The 18,597-nt window shown below is 63.0% G+C and carries 14 protein-coding genes; 6 read left to right on the plus strand and 8 right to left on the minus strand.

The window, feature by feature from the left end; genetic code table 11:
* Window positions 1–14: 14 nt before the first annotated feature.
* From DQG17_RS17140 to DQG17_RS17150, 3 genes are all read right to left on the minus strand, one after another.
* Window positions 15–1,508 (minus strand): sugar ABC transporter ATP-binding protein, encoded by a 1,494-nt coding sequence (locus tag DQG17_RS17140; RefSeq protein WP_116134098.1) that lies wholly within the window; start codon window positions 1,506–1,508, stop codon window positions 15–17.
* A gap of 54 nt (window positions 1,509–1,562) precedes the next feature.
* Window positions 1,563–2,495 (minus strand): sugar ABC transporter substrate-binding protein, encoded by a 933-nt coding sequence (locus DQG17_RS17145; RefSeq protein ID WP_116134099.1) that lies wholly within the window; start codon window positions 2,493–2,495, stop codon window positions 1,563–1,565.
* A 121-nt stretch (window positions 2,496–2,616) separates the two neighbouring features.
* The gene (locus DQG17_RS17150; protein WP_116134100.1) at window positions 2,617–3,591 is read right to left on the minus strand and encodes an ABC transporter permease; all 975 of its coding nucleotides are present in this window, start codon (window positions 3,589–3,591) and stop codon (window positions 2,617–2,619) included.
* A 178-nt stretch (window positions 3,592–3,769) separates the two neighbouring features.
* On the opposite strand from DQG17_RS17150, the gene DQG17_RS17155 reads away from it, so the two are divergent.
* The 6 genes from DQG17_RS17155 (at window position 3,770) to DQG17_RS17180 (ending at window position 10,725) form a co-directional block, all read left to right on the plus strand.
* A complete protein-coding gene (locus DQG17_RS17155; protein WP_116134101.1) occupies window positions 3,770–4,591 on the plus strand; it encodes a transketolase in 822 nt (273 codons plus the stop codon).
* Window positions 4,588–5,547: a transketolase family protein gene (locus DQG17_RS17160; RefSeq protein WP_116134102.1), complete on the plus strand. Its 960-nt coding sequence runs from the start codon at window positions 4,588–4,590 to the stop codon at window positions 5,545–5,547. Before DQG17_RS17155 ends, DQG17_RS17160 begins: the two co-directional genes overlap by 4 nt.
* 10 nt (window positions 5,548–5,557) lie before the next feature.
* Entirely contained in the window at window positions 5,558–7,030 is a 1,473-nt protein-coding gene (locus tag DQG17_RS17165; RefSeq protein WP_116134103.1) for an FGGY family carbohydrate kinase, read from the plus strand.
* Window positions 7,031–7,079: 49 nt separating this feature from the next.
* Window positions 7,080–8,048 (plus strand): sugar-binding transcriptional regulator, encoded by a 969-nt coding sequence (locus DQG17_RS17170; RefSeq protein WP_116134104.1) that lies wholly within the window; start codon window positions 7,080–7,082, stop codon window positions 8,046–8,048.
* Between the two features lie 18 nt (window positions 8,049–8,066).
* The gene (locus DQG17_RS17175) at window positions 8,067–8,849 is read left to right on the plus strand and encodes an SDR family oxidoreductase (RefSeq protein ID WP_116134105.1); all 783 of its coding nucleotides are present in this window, start codon (window positions 8,067–8,069) and stop codon (window positions 8,847–8,849) included.
* A gap of 763 nt (window positions 8,850–9,612) precedes the next feature.
* The gene (locus DQG17_RS17180; RefSeq protein WP_157973646.1) at window positions 9,613–10,725 is read left to right on the plus strand and encodes a linear amide C-N hydrolase; all 1,113 of its coding nucleotides are present in this window, start codon (window positions 9,613–9,615) and stop codon (window positions 10,723–10,725) included.
* Between the two features lie 220 nt (window positions 10,726–10,945).
* Here the strand turns inward: DQG17_RS17180 and DQG17_RS17185 are convergent, their stop codons facing one another.
* From DQG17_RS17185 to DQG17_RS17205, 5 genes are all read right to left on the minus strand, one after another.
* Window positions 10,946–12,280, minus strand: coding sequence for an ABC transporter permease (locus DQG17_RS17185; protein ID WP_116134107.1), 1,335 nt, complete (start codon window positions 12,278–12,280; stop codon window positions 10,946–10,948).
* Window positions 12,280–12,957: an ABC transporter ATP-binding protein gene (locus DQG17_RS17190; protein WP_116134108.1), complete on the minus strand. Its 678-nt coding sequence runs from the start codon at window positions 12,955–12,957 to the stop codon at window positions 12,280–12,282. The genes DQG17_RS17185 and DQG17_RS17190 overlap by 1 nt, the downstream gene beginning before the upstream one ends.
* A gap of 77 nt (window positions 12,958–13,034) precedes the next feature.
* A complete protein-coding gene (locus DQG17_RS17195; RefSeq protein WP_116134109.1) occupies window positions 13,035–13,454 on the minus strand; it encodes a hypothetical protein in 420 nt (139 codons plus the stop codon).
* 90 nt (window positions 13,455–13,544) lie between these two features.
* Complete coding sequence (locus DQG17_RS17200; protein WP_116134110.1) at window positions 13,545–15,035, minus strand: alkaline phosphatase; 1,491 nt, start codon at window positions 15,033–15,035, stop codon at window positions 13,545–13,547.
* Between the two features lie 343 nt (window positions 15,036–15,378).
* Window positions 15,379–18,186, minus strand: a complete 2,808-nt coding sequence (locus DQG17_RS17205) for an autotransporter outer membrane beta-barrel domain-containing protein (protein WP_198666170.1) — start codon at window positions 18,184–18,186, stop codon at window positions 15,379–15,381.
* Window positions 18,187–18,597: the final 411 nt, after the last annotated feature.

An 18,597-nucleotide genomic window follows, 5' to 3' on the forward strand; every position in this document is an offset into this window, starting at 1 on the left:
CCGGCAGAAGCGTTTCAGCTGGTCGCGAGTTCCATGATCGAGACGTCATTTGCCTGCGACCGGTCGAGGATGCCAGCTTCCCGGCCCTCGGCCATGACCATGATCCTGTTCGAGACGCCCAGCACCTCTTCGAGGTCCGAGCTGACGACGATCACGGCGACACCCTTTTCGGCCAGCTCGACAATGATCTCGTAGATCGCGGACCGCGCGCCGACGTCGATGCCGCGGGTCGGCTCGTCCAGCACCACGACCTTCGGATCGTGGGCAAGCCATTTTGCCAGCACCACCTTCTGCTGGTTGCCGCCCGACATTTCGTCGGCATTCTGCTGGCCCTGGCCTTTGACGCCGAAACGGCCGATGGCGCGGTCGGCAAAGGCGTTGATGTTGCGCTGCCTGACCCAGCCCTTTGGGGCGACCGACTGGAAATTCGCGTAGCCGATGTTCTCGGCGATGCTGTGGCTCAGCACCAGTCCCTGCAGCTTCCGGTCTTCGGGCACGAGCACCATCCCGTGACGGATCGACTCGGCCGGCGAGCGCGGTGTGATCTCGCGTCCCTCCAGATGCACCGATCCCGAGCGGATCGGATCGGCCCCGGTGATCGCCCGGACCAGATCGGTCCGTCCGGCACCGACCAGCCCGGCAATGCCGAAGACCTCGCCCCTGCGGACCGTAAAACTGACATCCTCGAAGGCGCCGGTGGCCGAACAGAGGTTCTTCACCTCCAGCACGGTCTCGGGCCTCGGTTGCGGGAAAGTCGGGAACATCCGGCCCATCTCGCGGCCGACCATGCTCTCGACAATGGTGCGGACAGGGACGTCGCCGCTGTCGAATTCCTGGACCTTGTCGCCGTCGCGCATGACGACAATGCGATCCGCAACGCGGCGAATTTCTTCCAGCCGGTGCGAAATATAGATGATGCCGACGCCATCGGCGCGCAGTCGGTCGATCTGCTCGAACAGCCGTTCGGTCTCGGCGCCGCCAAGGGCCGCGGTCGGCTCGTCGAGGATCAGCAGGCGCGCGTTCAGCGTCAGCGCCTTGGCGATCTCGACCAGTTGCTGATTGGCGGTCGACAGCCCTTCGACAAGCCGCGAGGCTGGCAGATCGAGCCCGAGCCGCTGCAATTGTTCCTGTGCCATCTCTTCCATCAGCCGGCGATCGATGCTGCCGGGCTTTTTCGGCCAGCGACCGACAAAGACGTTCTCGGCAATCGACAGATATGGCAGCAGGCGAAGTTCCTGATGGATCAGCCCCAGACCGCAGTCGATGGCCTGACGGGGGTTGGCGGGCGCGAAGGGCGCGCCCTGCCATGTCATGGTTCCCGAACTGGGCGCGATGGTGCCACAGATGATGTTGGAAACCGTCGATTTCCCGGCACCGTTTTCTCCAAGCAGCGCAACGACCTCCCCCGCATGAATATCGAGGTCGATGCCATGCAGGATCTCGAGCGATCCATAGCTCTTCTTGATATTGCGGAGGGACAGGATGGGAGGTTCGGTCTTGGTTGCCATTGCGCTACCCTTTTTCACCGGTCTTCGATCGGGTTTCGAGAACGTCGCCTGGGTTTACGGGTGGTTCGCGATGAAGGGTTCGACGTTTTCCTTCGTGGTCAGCGTCGCGGGCAGCAGCTGCTCGGCCGGGACCTCTTCGCCGTTCACCAGCTTGATGGCGCTGTCGACGGCCAGTTGGCCGAAATACTGCGTCCGCTGGGTGCTGGTGGCGTCAAAGACACCGTCGCGCAGAGCTTCGAGCGCGGCAGTATCGCCGTCGAAGCCGAAGACCCAGATCCGCTGCGGCAGGTTGGCGACCTTCACCGCCTGAGCCGCGCCAAGTGCCAGCGCATCGGCCTGACCCCAGACCAGGGTCACGTCAGGATGGGCCTGAAGCATGTTCTGGGTCATCTGGAAGCCTTCGTCCTGCGACCAGATCTGGCTGAACTGCTCGGCGACGACCTTGATGCCGGGGAATTCTTCCATCGCCTGGGTGCAGCCCTTGGAGCGATCGACCTCGGGCGTGGTGCCCTTCTGGCCGTGAACGATGACCATGTCGCCCGAACCGCCGGCCTGTTCGAACATGTATTTGCAGATCTCATAGGCCGAGACGACGCTGTCAGAGGCGATGAAGGTATCGCCGGGCTCACCTTCGGCGTTGCGGTCGACGTTGACGACCGGGATCCCCTGAGCGTGGGCAAGCCGGACCGGCACGGTCGCAGCGGCGGCGCCGGCGGGAATATAGATCAGCGCGTCGATGCCCTGGGTCAGAAGGTCCTGCACCTGGCTGACCTGGGTCGCGCTGTCGCCCTTGGCGTCGACGGTGATCACCTCGATCCCCTTCTCGCTGGCATAGGCCTCGACCGATTGTTTGATCTGGTTGAAGAAGTTGGCCTGAAGGTTCGCGACGGCAAGGCCGATCTTCTCGGGTTGCGCCGAGGCGGCAAGCGGGGTCAGCGCGGTCGTCGCGACGGCTATGGCGGCCAGCAGGGATTTCTTGAAAGTCATGTCGGGTCTCCTCCGTTGGGGTATCCGGTTGCCGCCTCCTGTGCAGCTTCCGAAGATTTCCGGCGACCGGCCGGGCGGGTGGTCGGCGGCAGTCCTGCCGCCGATCCGTTTGGGCTTGGGATCAGCGCTTCTTCAGCGCCTCGGCGGCGACCGCCATCGCGATCACGACGCCGATCACGACCTGCTGGGTGAAGGGCGAAACGCCGAGCAGGTTCAGGCCGTTGCGCAGCACGCCGATAATCAGCACGCCGATGACGGTTCCCGCGATGCCGCCGGTGCCGCCCGAAAGGCTGGTGCCGCCGATGACGACCGCGGCGATCGTGTCGAGTTCATAGGTGAACCCCGAACTTGGCTGCACCGAGTCGAGCCTTGCGGCCAGAACGATCCCGGCCAGGCCCGAAAGCAGCGCCGACATCGTGTAGACCCCGATGGTCATCAGCTTGACGTTGATCCCGGCCAAACGCGCGACCTCGGGGTTGCCGCCAATGGCATACAGGCTGCGACCTCCGGTGGTGTTGCGCAGAAAAATCCAGCCGGCAATGAAGACCGCGAACATCAGTCCGACCGTCACGGTCAGGAAGCCGCCGTGGCGGACGATGGCCATCAGATTGAACCAGCTCGGAAAACCTACGATCTGCTGCCCGTCGGTGATCATGTTTGCAAGGCCGCGGGCGACCGACATCATGGCAAGGGTCGAAATGAAGGCCGGAACGCCGAAGTTGGTGATCAGCAGGCCGGTTATCACGCCGGCGAAAGCCGCGACGACCAGCGCCAGGACCATTGCGAGCGGCAGCGCGATGCCGACCACATTCGACATGTATCCCATCACCATCATCGCCAGCGCCAGAACCGATCCCACGGCAAGGTCGATCCCGCCGATCAGGATCACGAAGGTCATGCCAACGGCCATGATGCCGAGGACGGTGATCTGATCGAGCACGTTGAGAAGGTTTCGGCTGGTGAAGAAGGAATCGGTCGCAAAGCTGAGGAAGGCGCTCAGCAGCAGCAGACCGACAAGCGGCCCGGTTGCTCCGCGCAGGGAAAACAGGCTTGCGACAGAAGCCTTCATCGGACCGTTCTTGGCGATCGCAGTCATCGGTTCCTCCCGGAGCGTATATTTATGCAGTCTTGATGGAACATCCGTAGCCGAGGGAGGCGATGGCTGTCAAATCATTTCTTAACGATCCATCGTGTTCGGGCTCGAACAATGGTCTTGACAGCTACGGAGAAAAGCATGTTTAACTATGATGGAATAAAAATTCATGGAGAGAACGATGACCCCTCAAGATCTCCGAGCCATGGCGAACCGGATTCGCCGCCGCGACCTACAGGCCGTCTACGAGGCGGGTGCCGGGCATATCGGAGGCGAGATGTCGGTGATCGACATCCTCACCGCACTCTATTTCGATGTCCTGAACGTCGATCCCGGCAATCCGCTCGACCCGGACCGCGACCGTTTCGTGCTGAGCAAGGGACACACGGCCTGCGCGCTCTATGTCACGCTGGCCGAGAAGGGGTTCATCCCGAAGGAAGAGATCTCGACCTTCCTGAAGCCGCATTCGCGGCTGAATGGGCACCCAAATCGCACCAAGGTTCCCGGCGTTGAAACCAACACCGGTCCGCTCGGCCACGGGCTTCCGGTTGCGGTCGGAATGGCCGCGGCGGCCAAGCTGAGCAATGCCGCATGGCAGACCTATGTGGTCACCGGCGATGGCGAAATGCAGGAAGGCAGCAACTGGGAAGCGATCATGGCCGCCAAGCAGTTCAAGCTCGACAACCTGACGCTGATCATCGACCACAACCGGCTGCAACAGGGCGCCAAGCTGGCCGAAACCAACGATATCGCCCCGATCGCCCCCAAGCTCGAGGCTTTCGGTTGGGCGGTGCAGGAGATCGACGGCCACGACATGGATCAAATCCTGAAGGCCCTGTCGCCCGAGACCGTCGTGCCGGGCAAGCCCAGGGGGATCATCGCGCATACCCACAAGGGCAACGGCATTTCCTTCATGTCCGACAATGTCGCGTGGCATCACAAGGTGCCGAATGCAGAGCAGTACAAACAGGCCATGGCCGAACTCGAGGAGGCTGCCCAATGAACGCCGTGACCGAAGCCGTCAAGCTCCACGACTGCCGGGATGCCTTCACAGCGACGCTTGAAGCGATGGCGGCCGACGACCCGAGGATCGTCGCGGTCTGCAACGACTCGGTCGGGTCGAGCAAGCTGAACCAGTTCCGCGACAGGTTTCCCGACCGCCTCGTGAACGTCGGCATCGCCGAACAGAACATGATCGGCGTCAGCGCGGGCCTCGCCAATGGCGGCAAGATCCCGTTCGTCTGTGGCGCTGCCTGCTTCCTGACCGGCCGGGGGCTGGAACAGATCAAGGCCGACATCGCCTATTCCGACGCCAACGTGAAGCTGGTCGGGATCAGCGCCGGCATGGCCTATGGCGAGCTTGGCCCGACCCACCATTCGACCGAAGACTTCGCCTGGATCCGGGCGATCCCGAACATCGCTGTCGTTGCCCCCTGCGACAACATCGAAACCGCGGCCGCCATCGCCTTTGCGGCGGAGTACACGGGGCCGATCTTCCTGCGGCTCAGCCGTGTCGGCGTGCCGCAACTGCTGCCCGACGACCACAGGTTCGAACTCGGCAAGGCCGACACGCTGCGCAACGGCAGCGATGTCACGATCATTGCGAACGGTGTCTTGACCCACCGCGCCCTGGACGCGGCAGAGCTTCTGGCCGCCAGAGGGATTGAGGCGCGGGTTCTCAACATGGCTACCGTCCGTCCGATCGACGAGGCCGCGATTGTCAGCGCCGCCGAGGAAACCGGCGCGATCCTCACCTGTGAAGAACACACTACCTTTGGCGGTCTTGGAAGCGCGGTTGCAGAGGTGGTCGTCGATATGGCGCCCGTTCCGATGAAACGGCTCGGCGTTCCGGGCATCTTCCCCCCGACCGGTTCGGAGAACTTTCTGCTCGACGAATTCGGCATGTCACCCGACGGCATCGCGGAAGCGGCCGCCCGGTTGATGCAACGGAAGGCCTAGGAGGGGCGACATGCAACGCGCAGTTCTGGCCATCGACGAAGGCACGACCAACAGCAAGGCCATTCTGGTGGTCGAGAGCGGAGAGATCGTGGCGCGCGGGTCGTGCCCGGTCGAAACCCGGCATCCGCAGGCGGGCTGGGTCGAACAGGATGCAAGGCAGATCTGGCGCAGCACGGTCACGGCCATCGCAGAATGCCGTGCGGCCGGGCCCGACGTCGAGATTGCCGCCATCGGGATTTCAAGCCAGCGGGAATCGATTCTGGTTTGGGATCGCCGGACAGGCGCCCCGCTCGGTCCGGTTGTGACCTGGCAATGCCGCCGCACGTCCGCGGCTTGCGAGGCGCTGAAGGCCGCCGGACACGAACGAGAGGTGATCGCGCGCACCGGCCTGCCGCTGGACCCGCTGTTTCCCGCGACCAAGGTCGGCTGGCTGCTGCAGACCCATTGTGCCGGCCGGAACCCGGACGAGATCTGCATCGGCACCGTCGATTCCTGGCTGATCTGGAACCTCTCTGGCGGCACGGTCCATGCCTGCGATGCATCGAATGCGGCGCGCACCCAACTCTACAACATCTCGGAAAGCCGTTGGGACGAGTGGCTGTGCGACCTGTTCAAGGTCCCGATGGCAATGCTGCCCGCGGTGAAGGATTCCTCCCATATCTTCACCCGGACCGCAGGGGTGGACGGGTTGCCCGACGGCATTCCTGTTGCCTCTGCCATCGGTGATTCCCACGGGGCGCTGTTCGGTCACGGCGCGTTCCACCTCGGCGACGGCAAGGTGACCTTTGGCACGGGCTCGTCCGTCATGACGACGATGCCCGAATTCGTCGTCCCGCCCAAGGGCATCACCACGACCATCGCCTGGTCGCTGAACGGCACCCCGACCTATGCCTTCGAGGGCAATATCCTGGTCAGTGCCTCGATCCTGCCCTGGACGGCCGATCTGCTTGGCCAGCCCGACGTGACGGCCCTGCTCGATCTCGCGCAGACCGTCGACAGCACGCTTGGCGTGATGCTGGTACCCGCTCATGTCGGACTTGGGGCGCCGCACTGGAACGCCGAGGCGCGCGGCCTGATCTGCGGGCTGTCGTTCAACTCGGGCAAGGCCCATGTCGCCCGGGCCGCGGCGGAAAGCATGGCATTCCAGGTCGCCGATGTCTTCGCGATCATCGAGCCGAATGCGGGGCAGGGGATCGGCCGACTGTTCGTTGACGGCGGACCCAGCCGCAATCCGTTTCTGATGGGCATGGTTGCCGATTATATCGATCATCCCGTGATCGTCGGTGAAAGCACCGAGGCGTCGGCGCAGGGCGCGGCTTATCTTGCCGGGCTCGCGACGGGTGTCTGGCCGGATCTGGAAACGATCGAGGGGCTCGATCTTCACGGGTCCGAAATCGCGCCCTCGATTGCGCGCGATCTGCGTGCCGACGGGCTTGCAGCCTGGAGGGCGGCGATCTCGCGGGCGACCCTTGGCATGGAATAAATATTCAGGTTAGATCTCGCGTGTCGTTTCCCAAAATTGGAGCCTCGAAGTGGCACGAGTGAACGAACTCAGGCTGATCGCGCGGGTTGCGCAGATGTACCATGGCGAAGGGCGGCGGCAGGCCGAAATTGCAAAGCACCTGCACATGTCCCAGGCGACGGTGTCGCGCATGCTGAAGAAGGCGCAAGAGGAAGGGATCGTCCGAACCTCGATCGTTCCGCCGTCGGGCACCTTCATCGAGCTCGAATCGGCGCTGCGCGAACGCTTTGGGGTGCCCGAGGCGATCGTCGTCGAATGCTCGCAGGACAGCCCGGGCCCGATCATGTCGCGCATCGGCGAGGCGGCCGCGCATTTTCTGGAGGCGACGCTGCAAGCCGACGAGATCATCGGTGTCGCTAGCTGGAGCGAGACCATCCTGAAGATGGTCGACAACATCTATCCCATGCGCACCGGCCGCGCCAAATACGTCGTCCAGACCCTGGGCGGCATGGGCGATCCGACCGTCCAGACCCATGCGACGCACCTGATCACGCGGCTGGCACGCCTGACCGGGGCCGAGCCGCGCCTGCTGACCGCCCCCGGCGTCGCGCAATCGCGCGAGGCAAAACTGGTGTTGGTGAGCGATCCCTATGTGCGCGAGACCATGGACCTGTTCGGCCGCATCACACTCGCCATCGTCGGCATCGGATCGATCGAGCCGTCATCGATGCTGGCGCGAAGCGGCAATGTGTTCTCGACCAAGGAACTCGCCGAGCTGACCGATGCGGGTGCTGTCGGGGACATGAGCCTGCGGTTCTTCGACCGAAACGGCGCCATCATCAAGACGCCGCTCGATGATCGCGTGATCGGGATGCCGCTGGAAGATCTGGCCAAGGTGGATCGCGTCATCGGCCTTGCCGGTGGCAAGGCCAAGACCGAAGCCATCGATGCGGCGCTGAAAACAGGCTGTATCGACATCCTGATCACAGACAACTTTACGGCCCGCCGCCTCGTCGAAGGGACGACAGCCACAACCTGAGGGAACTGGAGAAAGACCATGAGACGTTTCGAGGGCAAGACGGTCGTCATCACCGGCGGCAACAAGGGCATCGGCTTTGCGATTGCAGAACGTTTTGCCTCTGAAGGCGCGAACCTTGTCATCGCTTCGTACGAGGAACAGGTGGCAGAGGCCGCAGCCGAGCTTGCAAAGACCGGCGCCAGCACACTGCCCGTCGTCTGCGATGTAACCGATCCCGAACAGATCGTAGCGCTTTATGATGCCGCCGAAGCGGAGTTCGGCGAGATCGACATCTCGATCCAGAACGCCGGCGTCATCTATATCTCGAAGCTGGAGGACGTGAGCCTCGCGGAATGGAACAAGACGCTGGCGGTCAACACCACCGGCTGTTTCCTGTGCTGTCAGGAGGCGATCAAGCGGATCCGCAAGCACGGGCGCGGCGGCAAGCTGGTCAACACCGCATCGGGCCAGGCGCGGCAGGGCTTCATCTATACCCCGCACTACGCCGCGTCGAAATTCGGCGTCATGGGGCTGACCCAGAGCCTTGCCAAGGAAGTCGCTACCGAGAACATCAACGTCAACGCGATCTGCCCCGGTATCATCGTCACCGAAATGTGGGACTATAACGACCGGGTCTGGGGCAAGATGCTGGGCGACTACAAGCCCGGCGAGCTGATGGCGGAATGGGTCGCGGCCCTTCCCATGAAACGTGCAGGCAGCGGCAAGGACGTCGCCGGTCTGGTCAGCTTCCTTGCCAGCGAGGATGCGTCCTACATCACCGGGCAGACGATCAACGTTGACGGCGGCCTGATCATGTCCTGACGGTTGCGGCTCACCGCGTCCGGTCTACCCGGTCACGGTGAGCCGCTTCCTTGCGGCCGCGGCGTTCTCTCCAGCCCGGGGCCGGGACAATCTCGGACCTCGTTCTCGGGATTGACGGCCAGCAGTCCCGTCAGCCGATCCGCACGGAACACCGCAACGACGGGCTTGCCCGCGCCGCCCGATCCGGCGACAGGGCTGCGATCAGGCGACAGCGCCGAAGCTCGGCTGGCCGAGGCGGTCCGCGACACTACGGTCGGCAGGCCTCGGCGACTGCGATGACAACGCCCCGTCCGAAAGCGCCGACTGCCGGTTGGTGACAGCTGTCATCGACGTCCCCGGTCCATGGAAGTCCGCCGTCCGGGTCGATTGGGACAGGCTGACGTGGATCTTTTGGGATACTGGCGTCCGACTGCGCGGCGCTGTCGGAAAGGTCGCTTCGCAAGCAGCAGAGGCGGCGTCTTTTGAAACATGGAGCGCTGCCGAATAGGCGGCCCAATCCGTGAGCCAGAAACTCTCTGACAAATCCGGGCCGGATCATGGACGGGTCCTGCGGGACGGTCAGATTCAGCCGCTGTAAATCTGACGCGCTGATATCGTGACAAATGGTCAGGTCACCGCAATACGCGTCCGTCGCGCTTGATCCGGGACCACAGGAGTGACAACCTGAGGTAGAGTTCATTCCACATGAGGAATGTGGGATCGGATGACAACGGGCCCGTTCGGGACAGCGACGGGCCCAATAGACAAGAAGAAAGATGGGTCAATGCGTATTCCAAAGCGCCCTACGACGACACTGCCTCTGGCCGGAATGGCCTCGTTCGCCCTTGCCTTGACGGCGATGCCATCCCTGGCCTGCACCGGCATCATTTTGACCAGCGGCGATGCCGGGGTCGTGCCGGCCCGAACGCTTGAATTCGGGTTCGACATGGACTCCGACGTGATTGCTGTTCCCGCGGGAACCAAGATCACGACGCTGGCTTTGAACCCCGATCTGAGCGGCTTCACCTATACTACGAAATATGGTTTTGTCGGGCTTAATGCGCTGAACAAACCGGTTACGCTCGATGGGATGAACGAAAAGGGGCTCTATTTCGGCTCATTCTATTTGCCTGGCGAAGCGGTGTTCGGGACGGCCACACCGGAGAATGCCGATCACGTCATTTCGAGCGAAGAAGTCGGCAACTGGATCCTCGGCAATTTTTCTTCAGTCGAGGAACTGCGCGCGGCTTTGCCCGGGCTGGAGGTTGTCGGAACCAATATCCCGCAAATAGGCGGGGTCGCCCCGCTGCATTATTCGGTTGTGGATGCCTCCGGGGCAGCAATCGTGATCGAATATACAGCCGCCGGATTGAGAATATTCGACAACACGGTCCACGTCATAACCAATTCACCGACCTATGACTGGCACATGACCAATCTGCGGAACTACATTGGCCTGAATCCCGACAATTCCGCTCCGATCAGCGTCGATGGGCAAACGCTTGCAGGATTTGGTCAGGGTACGGGCATGTTCGGTCTTCCCGGCGATTTCTCGCCGCCCTCGCGCTTCGTGCGGGCGACGGCGTTCGTCGCAACAACGGATCATGGCAAGACATCGGACGAGGCGGTTTTCCGGGCCTTCCATATCCTGAACACCTTCGACATCCCGAAAGGGTCTGTGCGCGAGGCGGGTAAGGACGGTACACAGGATTTCACGGTCTGGACCTCGGCGGCCGATACCAAGAAGGGGGTCTATTTCTTCAAGAGCTATCAGTCGCAGCAGATCGAAAGCGTCACAGTGGCCGAGGCTCTTGAAGGTCTTGACGCCGTCGCTACAACTCCGATGGACCGCACGCTGTCCGTCGTGAACATAACCGGTGACTTGAAGAACAAGTAACTGAAATCCTGAGGCTGCACGGCCGAAAGGGCGGCGGTCTGCGCCGCGATGTCTGCCGGCATCCGTGAATGCACGGGTGCCGGCGTTCTCGTTCGTCGCCAACGGCAGCCCACGCGTGGGGTCGGGCCGTGCCTGGCGCTGTTTGCGCGGCCGATCCCGCCTGGCTGCTGTCTGGGCGGGGCGGATCATCTTTCAACCCGAACCGCATCGCTCTTTCGTCCTATGCGCGCAGCCCTTCGGCAATCGGTGTGCGCATGACCAGAATTGCCGGCAGCAGCGACAACAGCGCTGTGCCCGACAGGAAGCCGCAGGCGAGGTGAATTTCGCTCCACCCGAGGGTGGCTGTCACCAGCACATCGGTGCGCGCGCTGACGATACGCGACAGGATCGCGGTTGTGGCGTACCCCGCCAGAATGCCGCCCAGCGTGCCGAGCGTCAGCATCGACGCGCCATAGCACCAGACCACGGCCATGACGAAGCGGCGCGGGGCGCCGAGCGCGCGCAGCATTGCGGTCTGGCGCTGGAACAGACGGGTCAGGATGAACAGCCCCATCAGGACCGAGGCCGCGACCAGACCCTGCGTGACAAGGCTCATCAATGACATCGCCTGCCGGATGTCGCCCATGACCCGATAAAGGTTGGCAAGCACGGTGCCGGGAAAGAACGCCATGGTTTCGCTGTCCCGGGTGAAGTCCGATTTCAGCGCATAATTCGCCCAGAGCGCCGACGACCGCACGATGACCGCCGGGGTGCCCGGAAAGTAGTCGGGATCGAATGGCGGCCCGATCCGGTCGCCGCGTTCCGGCGCGTGTCCATTGGCAAGGCCATGAACCTCCCAAACGCCCTCAACCGGTATCAGGATCGCGTGGTCCCAGGGGGTGCCGGACGGGGGCAGGCGCCCCACGACGGTCAGGTCGAAGCCGTCATGGTGGTGGCCGTGTTCGTCCTCTTCCTCTTCATCGTGGTCGTCTTCCTGACCGTGTACGGGCGTGAAGACATCGCCGATCCGAACCGGTGCGGCAGCACCGGCAATCGCCTCGGTCGAGGTCTGCCACATCCGTCCCTCGATCTCGCCGTCGCCGAGATGCCGGACAAAGGCGTCGATGGTGCCGATCAGCGGCGCGGTCAGGTAGCTGTCGCCAAACGCTATCGGGGCCGCAATATCGACGTTCTCGTGGTCTGCGATGTCCTGATAGACCCGCCCGGACAGCAGCGGCACGTCCGAGGGCCGAAGGAAGATCGTGGCCAGGGTCATGGTCAGTTCGCTGCCCGGGGCCGACACGACCAGATCGAACTTGTCGGCAGCATGGGCCATGCCCTGACGCAGGCCACGTTCCTGCACGATCACCCCGATCCCCATGCCGACGGAAACCGAGATCAGCAGAACGAAGATCAGGTTGGCCCAGCGAAAGCGCCAGAGGATTGCCCTGACCAGCGCCCACGGCGCGAAGCCGCGCAGCAGGATCGCGGCAATCACGGCCAGAGGCAGAAGCAAGCCGGCGGTGATCAGGCTGTCCTGCGCCCCGGCCGAAAGTGTGTCCCAGAGATTGCGCATCAGGTGGCCGCCTCGTCCAGAATCCGCCCGTCCTGAACGGCAAGAACGCGGTCCATCCGGGCATGAAGGTTCGCATCGTGGCTGACCGCGATCAGGGTCTTGCCCTTGTTCCGCGCCAGCGCCGCGAGATCGTCGATCAGTCGGTCGGCTGCGGCGCGGTCGAGGCTGGCCGTCGGCTCATCCGCCAGGATCACCCCGGCGTCCCCGGCCATGGCGCGGGCGACCGAAACCCGCTGACGCTCGCCGCCCGAGAAGCTCGACACCGAACGGTCAAGCTCCTGCAATCCCAGATCGGTCAGCCGGGACTTGGCGCCGTGGCGCAGTGCCGCGCGCTCGCCGCGCGGCCGGAACATCTGTGTCAGCGCGGCGTTGCCGAGCGCGTCGAGTTCCTCGAACAGCAGGAAATCCTGAAACACGATACCGATATGAGCGGCACGGAAGCGGGCGCGACGCTCGGCGCCTATGGCCAGCAGGTCGGTGTCACCCCATGCAACCCGGCCGGAACAGGTTTCGAGCAGCCCGGCCAGCGCGAACAGCAGCGTCGATTTCCCGGCGCCGGTCGGACCCTTGATCCCGATCAGGGACCCGGGGGCGATTGTGAGGCGGGGAACGGACAGCAGGACGCGGCCACCCGGACGGCGCACCTCCAGGTCCATGACCTCCAGCGGCAATGTCATCGGTACAGAGTCCTTGCAGTCGTCAAATCGGCTCAGTGTCCGGGATGCCACCTGTGTGGCCATGCCCGCGGTCTGAGTCAGGAAAAAGTGGCGTCGGTCAGGCGCAGGAGGCTGACAAAGCCGGTCTCGGGATCCTTGTAGGCGCCCAGTTCCAGCACGCCGCGCGTGTCGATCCGGACGTTGAAGGGTTCCACGTCCACCACCCGCTTGGTGTAGACGGCCACGATGTCTTGCGGCCAGTCGGTTTCAGATTCGCAAAACGGGCAGGTCGCCATCGGCATCTTGGTCAGGACGAAGAAATTCAGGTCCGCTTTCAGAGGCGGCGCCATGAAACCGTCGACGGTAATGCGCTGGCCTTCCAGCGAGCGGGCAAGATCCGAGAACGCGCCGCCTTTGACGTAGAGGTCGCGCAGTTTGATCACCCCGTCGGAACCCCGGGCAGTCGAGGCCAACGCCGATGACGCAGCCGTGGCAAGGAAGAAGCGGCGGGACAGCAAGGTGGCCTCCTGAAATCTCGGATCGGGCGTAGGAACGGACTGAAGGACCCCGGCCGGGGCCCTTCAGGTTTGTTGTGCTGGCGGCGGGGCCTAGTTGGCGTTTGTCGCGTAGTTCATCACGTGGAAGATCACGTTCTGCTCGATGGTTCCGTCAAACAGGTGCGCCCAGGGACCCTTTGCATAAAGCGCCACGTCGACACCCGAATGCGACTCGGAGTCCTTCGGGATGAGGACCTGCTGGTTGTAGTCGAGGTCCTGGGCCTGCTCCTGTGTGATCTCCGGGCGTCCGTCCGGCGCGGTGAAGCGGCCGTCGTCCTGCTTGACCATGACCGAGCTTGCGCCGTTCAGATAACCGACGACGGTAAAGGGCTTGCCGTCGTCCGCCAGCACCAGCTCGTCGCTGTGCTCGATCCCCTGCTTGGCAACGTCAAAGCACAGGCCGTCGATCGGCGTGCCACGGCCGCAATAGCCATTCATGGCAACGGCATGTTCGTGGTCGGCGGTGACAATGATCAGCGTGTCCGCGTCATCGGTCATTTCGTCGGCAAGGGCCACGGCGTCCGCAAATGCCTTGCCGTCGATCATGGCGCGCTTGGCGTTGGTGGCATGGTTGGCGTGGTCGACGCGGCCGGCCTCGATCTCGAGGTAGAAGCCGTTTTCGTTGGTGCTGAGCGCTTCGATCGCCTTGGCGGTCATGTCGGCCAGCGAAGGCTCGGTTTCCGGGCGGTCGGCCTCGTAGGAGGCGTGGCTGTCGGACCAGAAACCCAGGATCGGCGCGTTGTCGGCGGCGGCGTCGAGGCCGGCCTTGTCGTGGACGAACTGAATGCCCAGGCCCTTGGCGCGATCGATCAGGTTCACGTCATCGGGGCGGTGGCCGGTGCCGCCATTCGGCGTGCCCATGCCCTTGGGGACAAAGTAGCGCGCGCCGCCACCCAGAGCGACGTCAAGCGTTCCGGCTTCCATGGCGTCGATCATCTGGGTCGCGATATCGGCCTGTGCGGTGCAGCCCTCGGGGACGGAATCTTCCCAGTTGCGGTTCGCGGTCTTGGCATAGACGGCGGCCGGCGTGGCATGGGTCAGACGCGCGGTCGTGACGGCACCCACGGATTTTCCGGCCTCCGTCATCAACTCCGAGAACAGGGTCAGCTCGTTGCCCGAGACCTTGGCGCAATCGCCATGGATCGCGTTTTCGCCAAGGTTGATCAGGTTGAAGCGCTGCTTGACGCCCGTGTTCATCGCACCGGCCGTCGGGGCGGAGTCCGGGGTTTGGGCATTGATGTTGTAGGTCTTCACCAGCGCGAGGTAGGGGAATGCCTCCTGCGGCTGCACATAGTCGTCGCCCATGCCGCCTTCCATCTGACCCGCATAGAGACGGTTCATGTAGTTCGAGGCGACGCCGTTGCCGTCGGCGACGAACAGGATCACATTCCGCGCCTTGTTGGTGTTCTGCGTCTTGGCCAGTTCGGCCTGAATGCGCTCTTGACCGGCCTTGTACCAATCGCTGTCGGCCTGGGCGATTTCCTGTGCGCCGGCACTTCCGGCGGCAAGAGCGATCGCGGAAACCGCAATGAAATGTCTCATGGATAGTTCCTGTTCGTTTTTTGGCGTTCCCCCGTGCGGTAGTCTTGGTGCGTGACAGAATTGGAAAAATCTTGCGACAGTTCTGCGAAGAGACTGACTGGAGCGCGTTGACGTTGCGACAACACGAGGATTTGCATTTTGTTATCCACAGGTAACCGGCCCGGCAGGTCCGTGTGACCGGACCGGCGTCGTCACCGAGCGGGCGAGGTTGCCCGGTCTGGTCGACCGGACCGGGCGTCTTAAACCTCAACCTCTGCCTTGATCGCCGTCGAGGCGACTGGGGCGCGAGCTCCCGGCCATCGTTCCGGCGCGGATGCTCACCTGTCCGGAACCGCCGCGCGTTTCAGAATCTCCAGGTCACGTCGGCTTGCAGGACCGAGGAACTGACGTCCTCGGCGAATTGTCCGACATAGGAAATTCCGACGCTCCCCTGACGGCTGATCAGAACGTCGATGCCAAGCTCGACGAGCGCAGTGTTTTCGGCCAACGGCACGCCGGAGACCGTGAAGTCGGAGCCGGAGGCGGCGTTGAACGCGAAGTCCTGCTGTGGCGTGAGGTCCCCGAAGGCGTTCTGCCAGGCAAGCGAGCCACGCGCGATCAGCGCCTTGCCGCCAGAAAGCTCGACGTTGGTTGCGGCTCTGACACCGATGGTGCCGTAACCGACGTCCGAGGAACTCGATGACCCTTTCAGGCCGGCATCGGCACCGCTTTCGGTGAAGCTGTCGGTGTCGACATTCACCCAGGCCAGTCCCGCGAAGGGCTCCAGCGCGATGTCCCGGAGGGCGACGCCATATCCGATTTCCGCGAAGGCCTGCGCGGTTCGGGCATCGTAATCGGCCTTCGCCTTGTCACTGGTGCCGGCAAGCGAGATCGTGCGCTCCGAGTCTATCTGGCTGAAAATGTAGTTGGCCCCGAAGCGCAGGCTGAACGGACCCGCCGCCGTCCCCGCATAGATCCCCAGCAACTGGCTGTCGGCGTCAAAGGAACTGGAAAGCTCGTCGACGTCGGAGTTTGATTGGTAAAAGCCAAAGGCGGCGCCGAGAGTCCAGTTGTCGATCTGGGTATCCGCGCCAAGGATGATGCCGCCGACGGTTTCGCTTACGTCATAGGTTCCGTTGCTGCCATCCAGATCGTTCCAGCCGCCGAAGCCCTGCGCCCAGAATGACGAACCGGATCCGGTTGCCATGGGCGTGCCCGGATAGGCGGTGCCTGCGGTCTGCGTGGACCGGGACACCTCGGCGCCCATCGAGGAGATTCTGGACAAGGCGGTCAGGGCGGTGTTCTGCCCGGGGTCGGTTGCCTGCCGCAGACGCCCGAGGATTGCCAGACGGCCATAGAGGCTGTCGCCGATCAATACGGACTGCTCGCTTGCAAAGCCTTCACCCGAGAGGGCGTCCAGCGCACCGGGCAACTGGTTCGCATCAAGCCGGTAGAGCGGATCGAGCGCCGACGGCAGGTCCGCCAGGATGTTTCCCACCTTGGTGTTGATGAGGCTGTCGATGGCAGCGCCCACGGCCTTGCCGTTGTCGGTGTTGCCTGCCAGCCGGGCCAGCCCCGCGGAGACGTTCAGCGTGACCTCGGTCGGGGAATAGCCGAGCGTCGGCACGAACAGGTCCGGCAGGCCCGGGGTTTCAAGCGTTGCAAAGGTGCCGGTGATGTCCTGGTTTGCGGTGACGAGTGTGTAGGTCTTCTTGTAGACGTCAGACTGGAAGCGCGCCGCCAGCGTGCCGTCGAGCCGGGCCAGGTCGGTCTGCAGCATGTCATTGCTCTGCGCGTCGATCCGCAGGCTCAGTGTCCCGGTATCGGTCTGGGCGTAGGTGCCGCTGATCTGCTGGACGGTGCCCGCACCGGGGGCTGACACACCAAGCCAGCCGCTGTTCTCGAACCGGGTTTCGGGCCCGGCCGAAATGTTGACGCGTCCGTCGATCGTGCCCTCGTTGACAACCATCGTGCCGCGCGCATCGGGGCCCGAGACGATGGCATCCGCGCCGGGATCGGCGATCAGGGTGCCAGCGTTCAGCAATGTGCCGTAGGTGCCGTTCATCCGCACGCCGGCACTGCCAAGGCCGGTTGCCGTGATCGTGCCGTCGTTGGTGATGACGCCGTATGTCTCGCCCTTGATGCCGACACTCGACCTCCCCTCCACGAGGATCGTCGAATGGTTCACCACGTCATCCCCGCCGGGTTGCGTGACGATGCCGGTCGCATTGTCGGACGAGACCACCAGCGGCGTCAGATTGCGGATCGGATTATAGATGCCCGGTATTGTGGCGACATAGCCGTACTGGACACCGTCGAGGATGTAGATGCCGATCACCTTGTCGCCATAGGCGGAATTGGCCGAGACAACTTCGCCGGGGACGTCGATTTCGTACCATGTGACGGTTCCATCGGCAGCGACATGCATCACCGCCGGGTGAACCGCGAGATCGGCGGTGATCCAGTTGGTCACAAGATTGTAGGCGCCCGCCGTGCCTGCGCCGGTAATGCCTTCGAAATGCGTCGCAATTGCCAGCGGGTGATCGTAGGTCGTATAGGTGCCGGTCGCCAGATCATAGATATAGCCGTGTTCGAGGTCGGCCCTCTCCCCGCGCTTGAAATATCCACCCGAGATCTTGTCGCCATAGATGCCATAGGCCGTCGTACTGATGGCATCGGGAATGTTGTTGTTGATGTACTGGCCGCTGTCGATCTCGTAGATGAACGCATTGCCGGTCGCGTACTCGGTGTCATAATTGCCGACCACCCGGTTGCCGAACGTGCTGTGGGCGATGGTAAACAGGGTCTTGGCACCTCTGTCGGGATAGATCAGGTCCTTGATCTGCTCGCCGGGCGCGGCCGCGCCGTCATAGATATAGCTCAGGTCGTTCGGTGCCGAGTCCTCGGTCTGGTAGCTGCCGACAGTGCGCAGGATACCGGCCGGGGTCCCAAAGCTCGGACCGTAGGGCGATGAACTGATGGCGCCGGGAAAGTTCACACCGTCCTCGGTGGCCACCGGCATCGGAGCCCACACTTGCGTGCCAAGGTTGTAGTAGAGCCCACCGGTCGCGGTCGTGCCGGGGATCACATAGTTGCCGACGACGTTGTCGCCACGAATTCCCGTGAGAAATGTGGTCGTTTCCCCGAATGTCAGAGTCTCGTAGCTGGACACAACGGGATCTTTCGCATGGGCGGAAGATGCGATAATTCCCGTACCTAAACCGATTACGACGACATACCCAATCCGTGAATACGGCATTCCTGACGGTCTTGACCCAATCGTCATGGTGGACTCCCTTCGCGCCAATGAAAATCCCCTACCTTCATCCCGCGATGGGATTGGAATAGGCGAGTGGTCAACGATTGTTGGATGACCGGGTTTTTACAACAGATTTTTTTCCTGAAATACTGACTGGTGCTAAGGCGCATCTGTCAGGATGGCTTTTCGTCGGATAATTTACGCTCGGAAACTGCCGACCGTGTTCGGCAATTGGAGCCAATGAAGCCCGCAGGAAACGAGGGAGAAATCAAAACCCGCAGGCCTCATTGGAAGTCGGCCGAAGCCGTAGGTCATCCGTTCAGG

The organism is Tropicimonas sp. IMCC34043 (assembly GCF_003390845.1).
GTDB lineage: Bacteria > Pseudomonadota > Alphaproteobacteria > Rhodobacterales > Rhodobacteraceae > Tropicimonas.